Genomic DNA, 16,702 nt, shown 5'->3' on the forward strand with positions numbered 1-16,702 from the left:
TGCAAAAGCGTCGAGCCCCTAGTGACTTTGCTCTTTTTTGATATTGAAAAACAGGGCGTAAAGCGTAGGTACCACGGTCAAGGTCAACACCGACGCAAATCCGAGACCGGCCATGATCGTGACCGACATATTTGTAAAGAACACGTCGGACAATAATGGAATAAGCCCCAGAATAGTCGTACCGGCGGCCAAAACAACGGGCCGGGCACGAGACACTGCCGAGTCCAGGATCGCATTGTAGGGGTCGTTTCCTTCAGCTATCTGCTGGTCAATCTCCTCAATCAGCACGATGGCATTCTTGATTAGCAGGCCTATCAAGGACAGGGCACCGAGCATGGACATAAAGTCGAATGCGCCGTTGGTGGCCAACAAGCCCGCGCTGATCCCCACTACTGCCAGAGGCACCGTCAGCCAGATAATCAGTGGCTGGCGCAGCTTGCCAAAGAGCACAATGCTAGTGAGTATCATCAGCAAAATACCGACCGGCAGTGAACGCCCTAAGCCCTGCTGCGCGTTGGCATTATCTTCGTACTCTCCACCCCAGGACAGAGAGTAGCCCGGAGGCAACTCGATGTTTTCAATTTGCGGCCGTATACGTTCAAAGAGCGGCGTCGCCAATTCGCCCTTGGGGTTGCAGGAGGCAATAATCGTCTGAATGCGATTACGCCCGCGCAGCAGCGCATTTTCCCAGTCGGTGCGATACCCCGATATCACTGACGAAGCGGGCACTGTTTTTCCAAGTACCGCGCTCCAAATCTGCACATCACGCATGGCATCTACATCAACTCTCTCGCTCTCGGTGGCACGCATCTTTAGAGGGAGCACCCGATTGCCGTCTCGATAGCTGCCTGCCGGCATACCGTCAAAAGCGAACTTCATGGCATCGCCAAGATCTTCTCGACTGATGCCCAACTGCCGGCCAACTTGCTCATTAAACACAGGCGTCACTAACTTCACGGGCGAGCGCCAGTCGTTACGAATATCCACGGCTTCGTAATCATTGCGCATGATCTTCTCGGCCTGCTCTGATAGCTGCCTCAGCACTGTTGCATCAGGCCCGGAAAAGCGCGCCTCAATTTTTGCATCACGGCCGGGCCCTATGCGCAGGGATTTGACTATAGGATCAATCCAGGGTGCCTCAGTGCGAAGTTTCTCTGAGATCAAAACCTGCAGGGAATGTACCTGATCGGGATCGTCGGTGCGCACGATAATCTGGCTGTACGCCGGGGTGGGTTCCCGCGCGTCATAAACCAATGTAAAACGCTGGTGGGCCCCGCCCACAACTGTCGTTGTCTGCACCACCCCGGGTTGCTCTCTGAGGTATGCGGCCAAAGCCAGAGTGTCATCCCGGGTTTTGCGAATATCAGATCCTTCTGGCTCATAGACATCAACAAAAAACAGTGGTGTGCTGGATGCGGGGAAAAACCCACTTTTGACCTGCCCAAAGCCGATGACGCCCAGGACAAATAGTCCGACAACAAGCGCCAAGGTCACTTTTCGATAATCCACGGCCAGGGCTACTACACGCCGGTAGCCGCGAAAAACGGCGCCAGCGTAGGGATCCAGGTCCTGCTCGGGGCCACCGGGCTTCAGCAACAGCGCGCATAGTAGTGGCGTGGTGCTGACCGCAGTTATCCAGCTGAGCGACAAGGAAATCAGGATTACGTAAAACAGGGAGCCGGCAAACTCTCCGGTGTTATCCGGTGACAGCCCGATGGCTGAAAAGGCGAGAATTCCAATGGCAGTGCCGCCTAATAGCGCCCATAAGGTTTTGCCCACTGCCTCGGTAGCCGCTTCCAATGCCTTCATACCCGACTGCATGCGGACCTGCATGCCCTCGGCCACCACAATGGCGTTATCCACGAGCATGCCTAAGGCAATCACCAGCGCCCCCAGTGAGATGCGCTGCAGCTCGATACCAAACAAATACATCAGCAATAGCGTACCGGCGACGGTTATCAGTAGCACCGAGCCGATGATCAGTCCCGAGCGCAGCCCCATGAATACCAGTAGAACGGCGATAACGATGGCCACGGCCTGGGCAACGCTAATGATGAATCCTCCCACTGACTTCTCGACTTCAGCCGGTTGATCGTAGACCGCCTCCAGGGACATGCCTACGGGGATGAGCGTTTGTAATTCGCTGATTCGCGCGTTTAAACGTTTACCCACTTCCACCACGTTTTCGCCCTGTGCCATGCTGATTCCAACGCTGAGCGCTGGTTGACCGTTGTGGTAGTACAGTTTCACGGGGACGGCTTCATAGGCCCGCGTAATAGTGGCGATATCCCGAAGGCGCACGAGGCTGCGGTCTTGCGAGGAGATGAGAACGTCGCCAATCTCCTGAACCGAGTCGAACTCCCCGGTGGGTTTGATCCGCAGGTAATCATCACCTACACGCGCGTTACCCGCATCGACAACAGAGTTCTGGGAGCCGAGCACGCTGGCAATGGCAGCCGGGTCAATGCCCAGTTCGGCCAGGCGCGCGCGTGACATATCGAGGTAAACGACCTCTTGTTGTTCTCCGTCTATGGAAACCTTGCGAACACCCTTAACCAACACCAGCTGACGTTTCACGTCGTCAGCGACGTCATAAAGGTCACGCCAGGTGTAGCCCTCTCCCGTGAGCATCAGGTAGACGCCGTATACGTCACCAAAATCATCAATGACTATGGGAGCCTGCGCCCCGGGCGGAAGCTTGGGACGCACGTCAGTTATCTTGCGGCGAAGTTCGTCAAAAACATTTGGCAGATCCGCAGCACCGTACTCGTCCTTGAATTCGATAGTGATGTCGGACAAGCCCGGCCTCGACACTGACATTTTGAGGCGCTTTAACTGGGGCAGTTTCTGGATTGCGTCCTCCAGGTGATAGGTCACCTCATCGTGGACCTCCTGCGCAGAGGCACCGGGGTATTGGGTGATGATCTTCGCCATTTTGATGGTGAAGGCAGGATCTTCGAGTTTGCCCATCTTCTGAAAGCCGAAAATGCCTCCAGCCACCATAATCACAACGACCAGCCACGAGATCACCGGTGTGCGAACCGAATAGGCGCCAATACTCATAAATTACTGCTGTCGCTTGAAATGGCCTCGCGAGGAACGGCCTGCTCACCACCGGCCATGCGCGTGACCTGCATCCCATCAGACAGGTAGCTCGCGCCAACCGCGACAATCTCTTCACCGCCTGTGAGTCCTGAAAGCACCTCGATCATGTCTCCAGAGACCCTGCCCGTTTCGACGCTGAGGCTTTGTACCTGCATGGTTTCTGGGTCCAACACGAATACTCGGGGCGACAGTGTCGCGTCAGCCTGCACGGCTCTTGCGGGAACCCAGGTGGCGACTTCGCTCGACAGGAGGTCGCTAAAATCAACCTCTACCTGCGCAGTCATGCCCGGTAATACCGTGAACTCGTCGGGCTGACGCATGCTAAAGGTGACGGGGAAAGTCTGGGTGTCGGGGTCAGCCCTTGTCGCAACCTCTTTTAACTCCAGTGCGTAACTGATATTCGGACGGTTATCAAAGGATGCCATGGCGATCACTTCCGCCGCACGACTCTCCTGGAGGGGCCCGCTGGAAAGCTCATCTTCACCACCACTACTGACACTGCGGATAACTGACTCGGGCATTGCAATAATCACATCGAGCAGTTCAGTGTCCTGTAGATAAACGATGCTCTGTTTGGCGCGAATCTCCTCAAAGTTATCGACATAACGCCGGGCTATTCGGCCCCTAAACGGAGCGCGCAGTGTTGCGTAGCTCAGATCAGCTTTTGCCTGCGCCAAAGCTGCCCGTGCGGAGCGAAAGTCAGCCTCCATACGATCGTAGTCCAATTGGGAAATACTGCCTGAACCAATAAGTTCGCCGGCGCGGCGGAAGTTGCGCTCGGTGTTTTCAAAGACCGCTTCGCGGTCCTCCAAGGTGTTTTTAAAGTCCGTAGCATCGAGCTGAGCAAGTATCTGCTGTGCTTCTACAACCTCACCCTCGCGGATAGGAAGTGATTCGAGCTGGCCCGACACGCGAAACGATAGCTCCGCTTGCGTGGCAGCCTCGATAGTTGCGGGAAACTGGCGAATCTCCGCGCCAAGACTTGTATCAACCGTAAACAGCTTTACCGGACGGGAGCTAGCGGTTTGCTCGGGAGCCGGGGGCTCAGAGCACCCGCTCAAGCTCAAGGCCAGTACCAAGAGCGCGCTAATGGCTGTCTCAGGTCTTAATACCCTGACCGTACGCAAGCGAAAATTCAGGCGGGCATTGAAAAATCGTGGCTGTTTCATGCTGTACGGTGCTCGTTGGTTTAACCTTGGGCATTATAAGAGGCAAGCGTCGGCATTGCCCAGTTGTGCCAGATCGCAGGAACATCTGTTTGTGCTGCAACAACTTTAGGCTCACGCCACGGATTCGACGTACTTGCCCAGTGCCGGGAAGTACAATGCACTGCGAACAGGTTCTGAGAAACGCGCCGCAAGCGCTTCGGCGTAGGCAGCTAACTGTGGTGCGTAGCATGCCAGCTCTGCGGCGAAAAACTGCTCCAGGGACTGTCCCGCAGTGGGTGTACTGGTTTTATAGTCCACAACCCAGCGCTCTTGCCGTGCCTCGTCCACAAAGCTGTAGTCCAGGACCAGTTGTTGTGCACCGCCTTCGCCGGATGTTGTGAGAGCCAGTTCTGCCGCACGCTCTGGCCGCTCAGGCGATAGCATCCATTGCGCCCAGGGGTCGGCCAGAACGCGGTCAATCATCGCACGGCCCTGTGTTTCCATCTGCCCCAAAGAGCTGCTGTCTACCCCTGCATCCAGCAAAGCGACCCTAAGTAAGGCACTAAGTGCCGAGTCGCATTGCTCGGGCAATTGATCGCGATAGACCAAAGCTTCGAGACAGCGGTGCACTGCGGTACCGAAAGCCCGGGCGGAATAGTTTTGCGACAGCTGCAAACTTTGCGCGAGCGAATCCTGCGGCGTTGCCGGGATCAGCGGAAGCTCTCGAAGGCGGCGATAGCCAGAACTTGCTGTATCGCTCGCAGGCTCCTCGACGAAAACAACGGACACATCGACCCTCGACTCGATGGTCGGCCAGATAACGCTAAGGAGTGAACCGGCGCCCGGTACGCGGTGCTCTTCTTTTGCTTCGTCGTAACTGAGCGTCGCACCTAACCACAGATAATCTGCAGCTCGGGTGCAGCCGACGTAAAACAAACGAGTAGCTTCACATTCGCGTTTTTGCTTGGCCTGAGCTTTGAGATAATCGTATAGGCGCGGACGCTGTCCGCCTTCGGCGTTTGCCCGTATGTCCAGCAGAAAAGCCGGAGGTGCACCGGGAAGTACGAACTCATCCCAAAGCAGTAATTCGCGATCCTGTCCCGCCGTGTTTTTCGCCAAGGCCGGAATAAAGACCCAATCAAACTCCAGGCCTTTTGCCTTGTGCAGGGTCATCACTTGAACCTTGCAGCGCTCATCTCCGGGGGATGCATACAGCGTTTCCATGGCTTCGCTGAGCACTCGTCCATTGAGAGCTTGTTGCTGGACTTCCAGTTCCTCAAGGCACTGGAAAAATCGCTCAGCGTCGCGAATATCTGCCTGCGTATTCAGGCACCCTGCGCCGTGAAGAAGCAACCAGCACTGTTCGACCCACACGCGCAGGGCAAGACGGTCACGGTAATGATCAGCCCAGTTGAGCATATTCAAAAGCTGAGCTATGCGCTCCTGCGCGCCCATGGACAAACGAGCGTAATCCGGTGAGCGAGTAAGGTCCGAATCCGTTAAATCTGCCGCGGTGGGGCAAATCATCGACATCAACAGTAGATCGGCATTATCCAGCGCGATGGACGGACAGCGCAGAAGCGCTAACCATGAGTAACGGTCAAAGCGGTCACACAAAACGGTACTCAGTGTGAGCAGGTCACGGATAAGTGGTCGTTGAGCCAAGGTATCCAGATCCTTGGCTGCTGCGTCTATACCCCGCTCGCGCAGTGCCAACAAAATCGGACGGAGTTGACTTCTAGAGCGGCCAAGTATCGCTATGCTCCTCACCCGCTCATCGGCAACGCCCTCTTCGAGTCGTGCACAAAGCGCTGCGATTTCTGCTTCGCCAGCCCCCTCGCCGGTAAAGAGCGCAATCTCTGGCTCAGTACCGGGTTCTCTTGCCGCCGTCGCCGGACGGTACTGCACGGCGCCTAACTGGGCATCGTCAGCTGCGGGAAAACCCGCCTCAAAATGACTGTTGGTCCATTCCACCAGGCCCTGCTGGCTACGAAAATTTACGCTCAGATCCAGCGCCGTTAAATTGAGGTCGCCAATGCCCTCGTTGCGCGCCTTGATGAACAGGCCGACGTTGGCTTCGCGAAAACCGTAGATCGACTGCATGGCATCGCCAACCAAAAGAAGTGTTCGAGGATTCTCGGGATTTTCGGTGTTGTGTTCCTGCCAACCGCGCGTCAGGCGACGAATCAACTCAAACTGCACGGATGATGTGTCCTGGAATTCGTCGACCAGCAAATGATCTATGGCGTGATCAAGGCGCAGGGCAATATCCGTAGGCTCGTCATCACTACCCAGTGCTGTGAGTGCCGCCAAAGCTATCTGTGCGTGATCCACTTCTCCTGATTGCTGAAAGACAAGCAGGAGTTCGGCCCCCAGTCGTGGCAGGAGCCGGGTGAGTGCGGCCAAGACGTCCCAGTGCTCGGGTTCTTCGTCGACATCCGGCAGGAGCAACACTTGCCGCAGGTCTGACATTAGTGACGGTTGACCGTCTGCCGCCAGAGCAGCAAGCAGAGCAAGCATTTGCTGTTTTCGCTCGGTGGGTTCTCCCGCGCCGGGCGGAAAGCCATTGTTTTTGTTGACTGCTTTTCGCCATTCTCCCTTTCCAGTGAGTAACAGCGTGGCCACCGTTCTCCAGGCACCCAGATCCTGGCTCTTGGGCGAGAACACAACAGCCGTGCCTAGCTGCTCTGACTGATAACGCATTAGGGTCTCGAGCTCGCTCAGGTGCTCATGGAAACCACGCCGCAATTCCTCGATGCGGTAAAGCACCAGGGCTTGGGTGATTTCCAGCAAACTGCGCCGGTCCGCATCGCGAAGGCCGGCGCCACCAAAAACGGGTTGCCACTGCTCGCGGCGCTGTAAAAGACCCGATAAAAGCTCTACTGCGGTCTCCCAGTCGTTGTCCAGATGAAGCAGTAAGGTTTCGATGTCCCGTGTTTGCCCATCCCCTCCCCGCGCCAGTTCGCGATGGAGAAACCGTTCTATGGCTTCCCGGAATAAAGGTCTGCTGTCATCGGTGGTGGCAACCTGCCCGCCGCAGCCACTGAGCACTGGCATTTGTCGCGTAAGATAGCCACAGAAGCTGTCAATGGTTTGTATGCGCAGGCGCGAAGGGTTGGCAAGCAGACCCCAATCCAGAGTGGCGTCGTGCTCCCGCACTGTATGCGCCGCAGCTAGAAGTGCCTCTTCATGAGGATTGTTTGCGGTCACTCCTTGCTCTGCGTCCCGCAGGGCATTGACCACTCGGGCACGCATTTCTGCTGCGGCTTTACGGGTAAAAGTGATTGCCACCACACGCTCGGGTTCGCTGACACGTGCCAGCAAGCCCAAAAAGCGTCGCACCAGTAGAGCAGTTTTTCCCGAACCGGCCGGTGCGCTTACGCAAAACGACTCCTGCGGATCCACGGACCGTTCTCGCGCATTGATATCGACGGGAATCATGCGAGCTCCTCACCCAGACGGCACAGCGAAAAGCGCTGGCAATACCGACAGGCGTCAATTCTGGGGTCCACTGGGCTGTGCCCCGAAACGAACTCATTCGCGAGCAAGGTCAGTTCTTCAATCCAGCCATGTCGCAGTGCTTCCATCCCGCCACTTTGCTCATCCTCCAGCTGTTTATCGGCGCTCTCTATTCCCTTGATGAACTCTTGCTCGCCGATGCCCTTAAAACCCTCTGAGCCCGGTTTTAGGGATGCGTAGGTGATGCCTGCCGCAGGAGGTTCAAGTAGGGCATATAGCGGAAGCTGGGGGCGCGCAGGACGCTCCCCCAACCATTGCTTGATGCTGCCAATGGCCCCGCTCTTGTAATCAATAATCAGCTCACGACCATCACTGAGTCGGTCGACCCTGTCTATACGCAGGCGTAATCGCAGATCCCCGAGCTGGTGTTCTCGAGGCTCTTCGCGACCCGTAACCACAAACTCCTCAGTACGTTCCCGCTCCAGTGCCAACCAGCGCCGAAGAACAACATCCAATCGTTGTCGCTCCAGTGCAATCATGTCACCACCGATAACATCGAGGCGTTCCTTAAGCAGGCCAAGCTGCGCATAGTCCAGTGCGCGCTGGATGACGGGGGTAAGCTCTGCGTCGGTGATCGAAGCCAGTTGGGTGCTATCGCGCAGACTGCCCCAAACGTCGTATAGCGCGCGGTGTAGAAGCGTGCCTCGTTCAGACGCCAGGAGGCCTGCAGTCAGCGCCGGTGTTTGCGTTGCCTGCAGTCTGGTCGCGGAAAAGGCTTGAAAGGGGCACGCCGATTGTTGCTCTAAAACGCTCGCTCCAACCCCCTGAAATGCACGCTCGTCCTTGGCCAGAGGCACTGAATTCAAAACTACCCTATCAAAAGCGGCCTTTGATGCCTGAACCAGCCAGCGCTCATCCACTGTCCAGTCTTCGCTCTCAAGCTTGCTTGGAACTTCTACAATCAGCGGGCTCGGCAGGGCTTCGGCGCCATCGCGCTGGTTAACGTAACTGGCTTGAATTTCTCCCGCGCCGGCCAGCCAATGGTCCCAGCGAGCCTTTGCCCAGCGTCGCTCCCAGCCAGCATCGGCATGGGGCATACCCTGTTCCCTCTGAAGACCGTGGGGTAGGTAGGGGTTTGGCTGCGCTGCTGCTGGCCAACGTTCCGCACTCATCCCGGTAATCCACATGGCGTCAAAGCGAAGTCCAGTCGTCTCGAGGGGGCCCAGCACTTGTATAGCTTGATCTTCAGTCCGCGGCTGAAATTGCTGCTCGCTCAATAACTCTCGGAGACTTTGAATAGCTTCAGGGAGTGTCAGTGCACCAGCGAAGAGATCCTGTGTCGCAAAGCTATCCAGCGCTTCCTGCCATTGCACAGCCTGCTGATACTCCAGAGAATCAAGAGTCGCGCCCCTGGACCAACCCCAGGCGCTTAAAATCGCTCTAAACGGTTCCAGCCACTGCGACGGCGTGCGCGGGCGACGGTGCCAGCTGCCATTCGTCTCCAGTTGCAGAACCACGTCCCAGGGAAGCTCACACGCCTCTTTATCAAGCAAGTCGTCCAGTACACTGCGCATCACACGCTGGGGGATTCGCTCTTTGGCAAGATCCCTAAGACGCCTGATGCATCGCTCTCTGTGGGTCTTACGGTACGTCAGCGGTTTTATAAAACGTGACTGAAGAACTGCGATCACGCTCTCTACGGCAACTTCCGGCAGACTGAACTCGAGTATTCGCAGTGCATCGCGTACTAAAGGCACGCGATCAAGCGTAAAACCCGTCGCGAAGTTCACCGGCAAGCTCGCGTAATCCTGCGTCAGACAGTCGAATTCCTTGCGGAGATAGTATTCGAGGCGATCCCGATCACTGTGCATATCAGACAGCACAACCGCATAGCGTCCCAAAGGATCTCGCTCGTGTTGCTCCCGACACCAGCGAGCAGCCATTTGCAGCTCTGCTGCCGGATCACTGAATGCTCGCGTGGGCAAAAGCTGAGCTGTTCGGTGAGGAAGCGTCAGTTGCTGCCAAGTCGGTGAGGCTTCGCAAAGCGCTTGGTGTAGAGGCGGTAAATCATCTTGGCTAAGCAGGGCTACCGATTGCCCCAGAGCGTCAGGACAGGTCAGTAGTTCTTCCAGCGCTTGCTCGGGCGTGACCGCATCCAGATCTAAAAGCACCTCACGAAACCGGCTTTCCCAACGAAGGAACGCGCGAGAATCTTCGTCAAAGCTAAAGGACTGACGCACTGCCTTATCGTCGAGGTTGATGCGCCATAGTGCCAGAGTCTCGCTCGCTTCCTGACACAGATTTGCTGCTCGCGAGGGACTGAGCAGTGAAAACGGGACAGCCTCGTCGGCGTCGATCACCTTTCGCCAGATCAATCTCTGCGCTGCGGCATCTACCAGTACCTTGGGTTCTATCAGTCCCCGCGTGACAGCGTGCCGCCAACGCTCGATCCAGAATTGCCGAAGCGGAAGTATGCTGCTGCTGGGCCACACCTGATCCCCCTTTGTCAGGCGATACTGATGCTGGGCATCGCCCACTGCCCGACTAAGACGACGATTAGGCGTAAGCACAGCGGTACCGCTTTCCAGCAGCTCGGCGATATCCTCTATGCCTGCAAATAATGGGCGCAAGCTCATGCGTCAATACTCAAAATCGCGGGGTAAAGCTGTCTATTCATTGTTGCGCCTCTGCATTACACTGCCGCGCCTCGAATACGCACCACGCAAACTCGCACTCTAGCAGGACCGTTTTCATGAGCAACAATGTCCATAACATCAATGTCGCCTCACAAGACATATTACCGACCCCAGCCGCTTTAAAGCAGCTTGTACCCTTGACAGACAAACTGGAGCAGGTGGTCACTGCCAGTCGACAAAGTGTTTTTGACATCCTCGATCGCAAGGACCATCGACTTTTGGTCGTCGTGGGCCCCTGCTCTATCCACGACACCAAGGCGGCGCTGGAATACGCCGAGCGGTTAAGCAGTCTGGCAGGCGAGTTAGACGACAGTTTGCTTATTGTTATGCGGGCGTACTTTGAAAAACCTCGAACCACGGTCGGCTGGAAGGGACTTATCAACGATCCGTGTCTTGATGACTCATTCCGCATCGAAGAAGGGTTGACTATCGCCAGGACACTGCTGGCCGATATAGTCACTATGGGTCTGCCGGTATCTACTGAAGCACTCGACCCCATTTCTCCGCAGTATATTCAGGACTTGATTTCCTGGTCGGCGATTGGTGCCCGTACCACGGAATCCCAGACCCATCGCGAATTAGCCAGCGGTCTCTCATGTGCTGTGGGATTTAAGAATGGGACCGACGGCGGGTTGACTGTTGCGGTAAACGCCATGGGCGCCGCGTCTCAATCCCACCGCTTTTTGGGCATTAACAGCCAGGGACAGGTTTCCGTATTTACCACCCGGGGTAATCGCTATGGGCATGTGGTGTTGCGCGGGGGAAGCGCGGGACCCAACTATGACTCAGTGAACGTTAAGCTCTGTGAGCAGGCCCTGGATAAAGCCCAAATGCCGCAGAACATTATGGTCGACTGCAGTCATGCCAACTCCAACAAGGATCCATCATTGCAAACCCTGGTCGCTGACAACGTTGCTAATCAGATTGCTGCGGGGAATCAGTCCGTTATCGGGCTCATGATCGAAAGTCACCTGCATGCAGGAAATCAATCTATGACAGCCAATCCAGATGACTTGCAGTACGGAGTATCCATTACCGATGGCTGCATCAGTTGGGAAGATACCGAGGCCTGCTTACGCTCGCTCCACGAAAAACTCAAAGATGTGCTTCCCACGCGGCTCGCCTCTCATGGTGACGCCAGCTCCTGAGTGCACCCGGAGCGAGTGTGGATCGTTGGGCGTTCCCCGGCACAGCAACATTTTCCTGAGCTAAGCGCCGAAGGTAAAACGCTAATGCATCAATAGAAAGCGTTGCTACGGTCCGAATGATCGGTCATATCCCGCACGCCTTTGAGCTGCGGAAGTTGATCCAGAAGCGTTTTTTCTACACCGTCCTTGAGCGTCATATCAACGGCACTGCAACCCTGGCAGCCGCCGCCAAAACGTAGAACGGCGTAATCATCCTCAGTGACCTCCACCAAAGAGACTTCTCCTCCATGGGCAGCCAGGGACGGATTCACTTCGTTATAGAGAAGATAGTTAATGCGATCCTCGATGGGAGAATCATCGCTGACGCGGGGCATCTTGGCATTAGGGGCCTTGATCGTTAGCTGCCCACCCATGCGATCCGTGGAGTAATCCACCAGGGCGTCCTCGAGGAACGGCACACTGCGACCGTCAAACCAGGCAGTGATTTTTTCGAAGGGATGCTTTACGTCATCTTCCGCAATATCACCCTCTCGACAATAAGCGATGCAGGTCTCCGCTCGCGCAGTTCCAGGCTCATTAATAAACACTCTCACACCGAGAGCGTCCTCCTGCTTGGCCAGCAGTTCTGCAAGATATTCCTGGGCACTTTCCGTTATCGTGAGCATCGGCGTAATAACCACACTTCCCGAGTAAATTAGTCGGGTATTATAGCGAGACTGTTGCAGACCGTCACTCCTTCATATGAATCGGCTCCTGTGTCTCAGCCCACCGCCTCAGTGCTCTTAAGGCTCTTGACTTCAATATCTGCTATTATTCGGCCGCAAATTTAGCGCTCTCACCGCCCCATCCCGGGCGATAGTCAACTAACGATGAAGCAGGAATCATGAACTCCTTTAGCCCAGTACCCGGTCCCCTTGCGGACGCTCTTCGCGATCGAATTCTTGTGATAGACGGGGCCATGGGGACCATGATCCAGGCGGAAGGCCTGCAGGAAGCAGACTATCGCGGCGAGCGCTTTGCCGATCACCCTGGCGACCTCAAAGGCAATAATGACCTGCTCTCGATAACCCGTCCGGAGGTCATTGAAGGCATTCATACAGCCTACCTGCAGGCCGGCGCTGACATTATCGAAACCAACACCTTTAACGCCACAGCTGTAGCGCTGGAAGATTACGGCTTGCAGGCCATTGCCCGAGAATTGAACGAGACATCGGCACGTATCGCCCGACGCGCTGCCGATGCCATGAGCGCAGAGACCCCCGAAAAGCCACGCTTTGTAGCCGGCGTACTTGGGCCCACACCGCGTACCGCATCTATTTCACCGGACGTAAACGATCCGGGTGCTCGAAATGTTGATTTCGCCCGTCTGAGCGAGGATTACTCAGAAGCCGTTGGGGGCCTCCTAGACGGTGGCGTTGATCTTTTAATGATCGAAACCATCTTCGACACACTGAATGCCAAGGCGGCTATCTTTGCTATCGAGAGCGTGTTCGAGGAACGCGGTATTCGTCTTCCTGTGATGATTTCCGTCACTTTCCCGGATGTTAGCGGCAGGAATCTGTCGGGACAGAGTCCCACGGCATTTTGGTACTCCGTTGCACACGCGCGGCCTTTGGTCGTGGGAAGTAACTGCGGCAGACGATTCCTTGAAGTGCGCCCGTTTCTTGAAGAACTCTCCAAAGCCACCGAAGGTTATTTCAGCGCCCATCTCAATGCGGGACTTCCCAATGCCTTTGGAGAGTACGACGAAGCGCCAGAAGTTATGGCTGGGGAATTCAGAGACTTCGCGGAGCGGGGATTTGTAAATCTTGTCGGTGGCTGTTGTGGCACTACGCCTGCGCACATCCGCGCTATTGCCCACGCGGTTGAAGGAATTGCTCCGAGAGTGCTTCCAGAAAACCCCCGGGCCTGTCAGCTCAGTGGACTCGAGCCTTTTACCTTTAATGCAGACAGTCTATTTGTAAATGTCGGTGAGCGCTGCAATGTCACCGGCTCTGCCCGCTTCAAAAAGCTCGTGTTGTCCGGAGATTACGAAACCGCGCTGGATGTCGCGCGCACCCAGGTTGAGGACGGCGCTCAAATCATCGATATCAACATGGACGAAGGCATGCTCGATGCCAAAGAAGCCATGGTGACTTTTCTCAATCTGATTGCATCAGAGCCGGACATTTCCCGCGTACCGATCATGATTGACTCTTCGCGCTGGGAAGTGATCGAAGCGGGTTTGCGCTGCGTGCAGGGTAAGGCTGTTGTGAACTCGATTAGCCTTAAAGCCGGTGAAGAGGAGTTTCTGGAGCAGGCAAGACTGTGTCAGCGCTATGGCGCAGCCGTAGTAGTCATGGCCTTCGATGAAGACGGCCAGGCCGACACCATCGCCCGCCGACAGGAAATCTGTCAGCGAAGCTGGGACTTGCTGCTTGAGCGTTTGGACTTCAATCCTGATGATATTATTTTTGACCCGAATATTTTCGCGGTTGCCACGGGTATCGAGCTTCATAACACCTACGCCGTAGATTTTATCGAGGCAACTCGCTGGATTAAGGAAAACCTTCCCGGGGCCAAAGTATCGGGCGGTGTATCCAACGTGTCTTTCTCCTTCCGGGGGAACAACCCCGTGCGCGAGGCTATTCACTCGGTGTTTCTGTATCACGCGATTCGTGCCGGCATGGACATGGGAATCGTCAACGCTGGGCAGCTGGCGGTTTATGACGAGCTCCCCGAGGAATTGCGTGAGGCTGTAGAAGACGTTGTACTGAACCGCCGGGACGACAGCACGGAACGCCTACTCGATATCGCCAGCAAATATCACGCAGACGGGCCCGCTACGGTGCGTGTCGAAGATCTTGCCTGGCGCGACGAGCCGGTGACGAAGCGCCTCGAATACGCCCTGGTCAAGGGCATCAATAGCTATATCGAAGAAGATGCGGAAGAAGCCCGGCAACAGGCCACACGCCCCATTGAAGTTATCGAAGGTCCGCTCATGGACGGCATGAATGTCGTCGGTGATCTTTTTGGTCAGGGCAAAATGTTTCTTCCCCAGGTAGTTAAAAGCGCGCGGGTGATGAAGCAAGCTGTGGCTTACCTGCAGCCGTATATCGAAGAAGAAAAAGCCGAGGGCAGCACCAACGGCAGAATCCTCATGGCCACGGTTAAGGGCGATGTCCATGACATTGGCAAAAACATTGTCGGCGTCGTGCTTCAGTGCAATAACTATGAGGTTATTGATCTGGGGGTAATGGTGCATTGCGAGGAAATACTGCGTGTCGCCAAAGAGAAAAACGTCGATATTATTGGTCTGAGCGGTCTCATCACTCCGTCCCTTGACGAAATGATGCATGTTGCCAGCGAAATGCAGCGCACGGGTTTCTCGGTCCCGCTAATGATCGGTGGCGCCACCACTTCCAAGGCGCACACCGCGGTCAAGATCGAGCCCAACTATCAAAATGACCTGGTGGTGTACGTGCCGGATGCATCCCGAAGTGTATCGGTGGCGTCCCTGTTACTGGGTGAGCAAAAGGCTGGATTCGTCAGCGAGCGACGAGAAGAATACGTGCAGGTTCGAGAGCGTATCGCTAACCGCAAGCCAAAGGCCAAGCGCCTGCCCTATGACAAAGCCCTGGCCAACCGCGCTGTATTTGATTGGGAGAGCTACCAACCACCCACGCCGAGCTTTACCGGTGTCCGGGTGTTTAAGAATATTCCCTTACAGGATCTGGTCGACACTATTGACTGGACTCCCTTCTTCATCACCTGGGAGCTTGCGGGCAAATACCCCAAGATACTCGAGGATGATGTAGTCGGTGAACAAGCCAGAGACCTGTTTGCAGACGCACAGGCCATGCTCAAGAAAATTGTTGAAGAGGACTGGCTGGAGGCTTGTGCAGTCGTCGGCTTCTGGCCTGCTCACAGCGATGGCGAAGACGTTCTGGTAGATACCGGGGACGAGACTGCTCCGCTACGCTTGCATCATCTGCGACAACAAACCGAAAAAGCCAACGATCAACCGAATCTGAGTCTCAGTGACTATGTGGCCCCGGCAAATGATTACATCGGTGGTTTCTGTGTTACGACGGGTCACGGTGTTTCCCAGCGTGCTGCTGCCTTTGAAGCGAACCATGATGACTACAATTCGATCATGCTCAAGGCCTTGGCCGATCGATTGGCAGAGTCACTGGCTGAACATATGCACCTGCGTGTTCGCCAGGAATTCTGGGGCTATGCAGCGAATGAACAGCTATCAAACGAGGATTTGATCAGGGAGCGCTATCGGGGCATACGCCCTGCTCCTGGTTACCCTGCCTGTCCTGATCACACCGAGAAGCGAGCTTTGTTCAACTTGCTGGACGCTGAAGAGCGCTGCGGGGTGACGCTGTCTGATAACTACGCCATGGAGCCGGCATCGTCGGTGAGCGGTTGGTACTTCTCACACCCGGATGCACGATACTTTGCCGTAGGGAAAATTGGCGAAGATCAGCTTGAATCGATCGCGACGCGTAAGGGTGTGAAGACGGCCGCACTGGCTCGCTGGCTGGCTCCCAACCTCGACTAAGGCAACGCACGCTCACTTAGAGAATCATATGACCAGTGACAGACAATCCAGCAACGATGAACTCGAAACTGACGTTGAGGGCAGGTCTTGCGAAAAGCCGGCTCCGGGACTGGAGAATAAGCGGGAGACATTAAATCCGTTTCAGGTAATCGGTAGCGTATTCGCCGCTGGCTTGGGCGTGCAGAGCAGTAAAAATCGCGAGCGCGATTTTAAGCAGGGCCGTGCTGCAACATTTATTGTTGCAGGCCTGCTGTTTACTGCGCTGTTTATTGGCACGGTCTACACCGTGGTCAGTATGGTCTTGAGTAGCCGCTGAAGCGCCGACAGACCTGGTGAGTCAGCGCGTCCCTAGCTGGGCATGCCCGCAAGCCAAAAAGAAACTGCCGCAATGATGACGGTCATAATTACTACAGTGGCAACAGCGTCTGCTGTGCTATTCGATTTCTCTGGTCCGCTTGCGGCCATGGCTTTGATCCCTTTTTGTATCTGGTTGGTATCTGATTGGTATCTGGCGAATAACGCGGCGCGATTTTAGCACTGCGCGCGCCTGGCCCCAAGTATTAATCTCGCCGCAGGGTACTTTGCTCATTGACGGCC

The 16,702-nt window shown here is 55.7% G+C and carries 9 protein-coding genes; 4 read left to right on the plus strand and 5 right to left on the minus strand.

The window, feature by feature from the left end:
* Positions 1–18: 18 nt before the first annotated feature.
* The 4 genes from R0135_RS02960 to R0135_RS02975 all read right to left on the minus strand — a co-directional run bounded on the left by R0135_RS02960 (position 19) and on the right by R0135_RS02975 (position 10,348).
* A complete protein-coding gene (locus R0135_RS02960; protein WP_407348774.1) occupies positions 19–3,063 on the minus strand; it encodes an efflux RND transporter permease subunit in 3,045 nt (1,014 codons plus the stop codon).
* On the minus strand, positions 3,060–4,274 hold the full coding sequence (locus R0135_RS02965) for an efflux RND transporter periplasmic adaptor subunit (protein ID WP_407348775.1): 1,215 nt from the start codon (positions 4,272–4,274) through the stop codon (positions 3,060–3,062). The genes R0135_RS02960 and R0135_RS02965 overlap by 4 nt, the downstream gene beginning before the upstream one ends.
* A 111-nt stretch (positions 4,275–4,385) precedes the next feature.
* The gene (locus tag R0135_RS02970) at positions 4,386–7,694 is read right to left on the minus strand and encodes a UvrD-helicase domain-containing protein (protein ID WP_407348776.1); all 3,309 of its coding nucleotides are present in this window, start codon (positions 7,692–7,694) and stop codon (positions 4,386–4,388) included.
* A complete protein-coding gene (locus R0135_RS02975; protein WP_407348777.1) occupies positions 7,691–10,348 on the minus strand; it encodes a PD-(D/E)XK nuclease family protein in 2,658 nt (885 codons plus the stop codon). The genes R0135_RS02970 and R0135_RS02975 overlap by 4 nt, the downstream gene beginning before the upstream one ends.
* Positions 10,349–10,464: 116 nt before the next feature.
* On the opposite strand from R0135_RS02975, the gene R0135_RS02980 reads away from it, so the two are divergent.
* Positions 10,465–11,556 carry a 3-deoxy-7-phosphoheptulonate synthase gene (locus R0135_RS02980; RefSeq protein ID WP_407348778.1) on the plus strand — a complete coding sequence of 364 codons (1,092 nt, stop codon included), beginning with the start codon at positions 10,465–10,467 and terminating at the stop codon, positions 11,554–11,556.
* A gap of 89 nt (positions 11,557–11,645) precedes the next feature.
* Here the strand turns inward: R0135_RS02980 and nfuA are convergent, their stop codons facing one another.
* Entirely contained in the window at positions 11,646–12,221 is a 576-nt protein-coding gene (nfuA, locus tag R0135_RS02985) for a Fe-S biogenesis protein NfuA (RefSeq protein ID WP_407348779.1), read from the minus strand.
* A gap of 218 nt (positions 12,222–12,439) precedes the next feature.
* Here nfuA and metH point away from each other — a divergent pair, with 218 nt between their 5' ends.
* From metH to R0135_RS03000, 3 genes are all read left to right on the plus strand, one after another.
* A complete protein-coding gene (gene metH, locus R0135_RS02990) occupies positions 12,440–16,105 on the plus strand; it encodes a methionine synthase (protein WP_407348780.1) in 3,666 nt (1,221 codons plus the stop codon).
* Between the two features lie 28 nt (positions 16,106–16,133).
* Positions 16,134–16,421: a DUF2970 domain-containing protein gene (locus tag R0135_RS02995; protein WP_407348781.1), complete on the plus strand. Its 288-nt coding sequence runs from the start codon at positions 16,134–16,136 to the stop codon at positions 16,419–16,421.
* Between the two features lie 72 nt (positions 16,422–16,493).
* The gene (locus tag R0135_RS03000) at positions 16,494–16,640 is read left to right on the plus strand and encodes a hypothetical protein (RefSeq protein ID WP_407348782.1); all 147 of its coding nucleotides are present in this window, start codon (positions 16,494–16,496) and stop codon (positions 16,638–16,640) included.
* Positions 16,641–16,702 lie beyond the last annotated feature (62 nt).

Source organism: Congregibacter variabilis, assembly GCF_045689235.1.
GTDB lineage: Bacteria > Pseudomonadota > Gammaproteobacteria > Pseudomonadales > Halieaceae > Congregibacter > Congregibacter variabilis.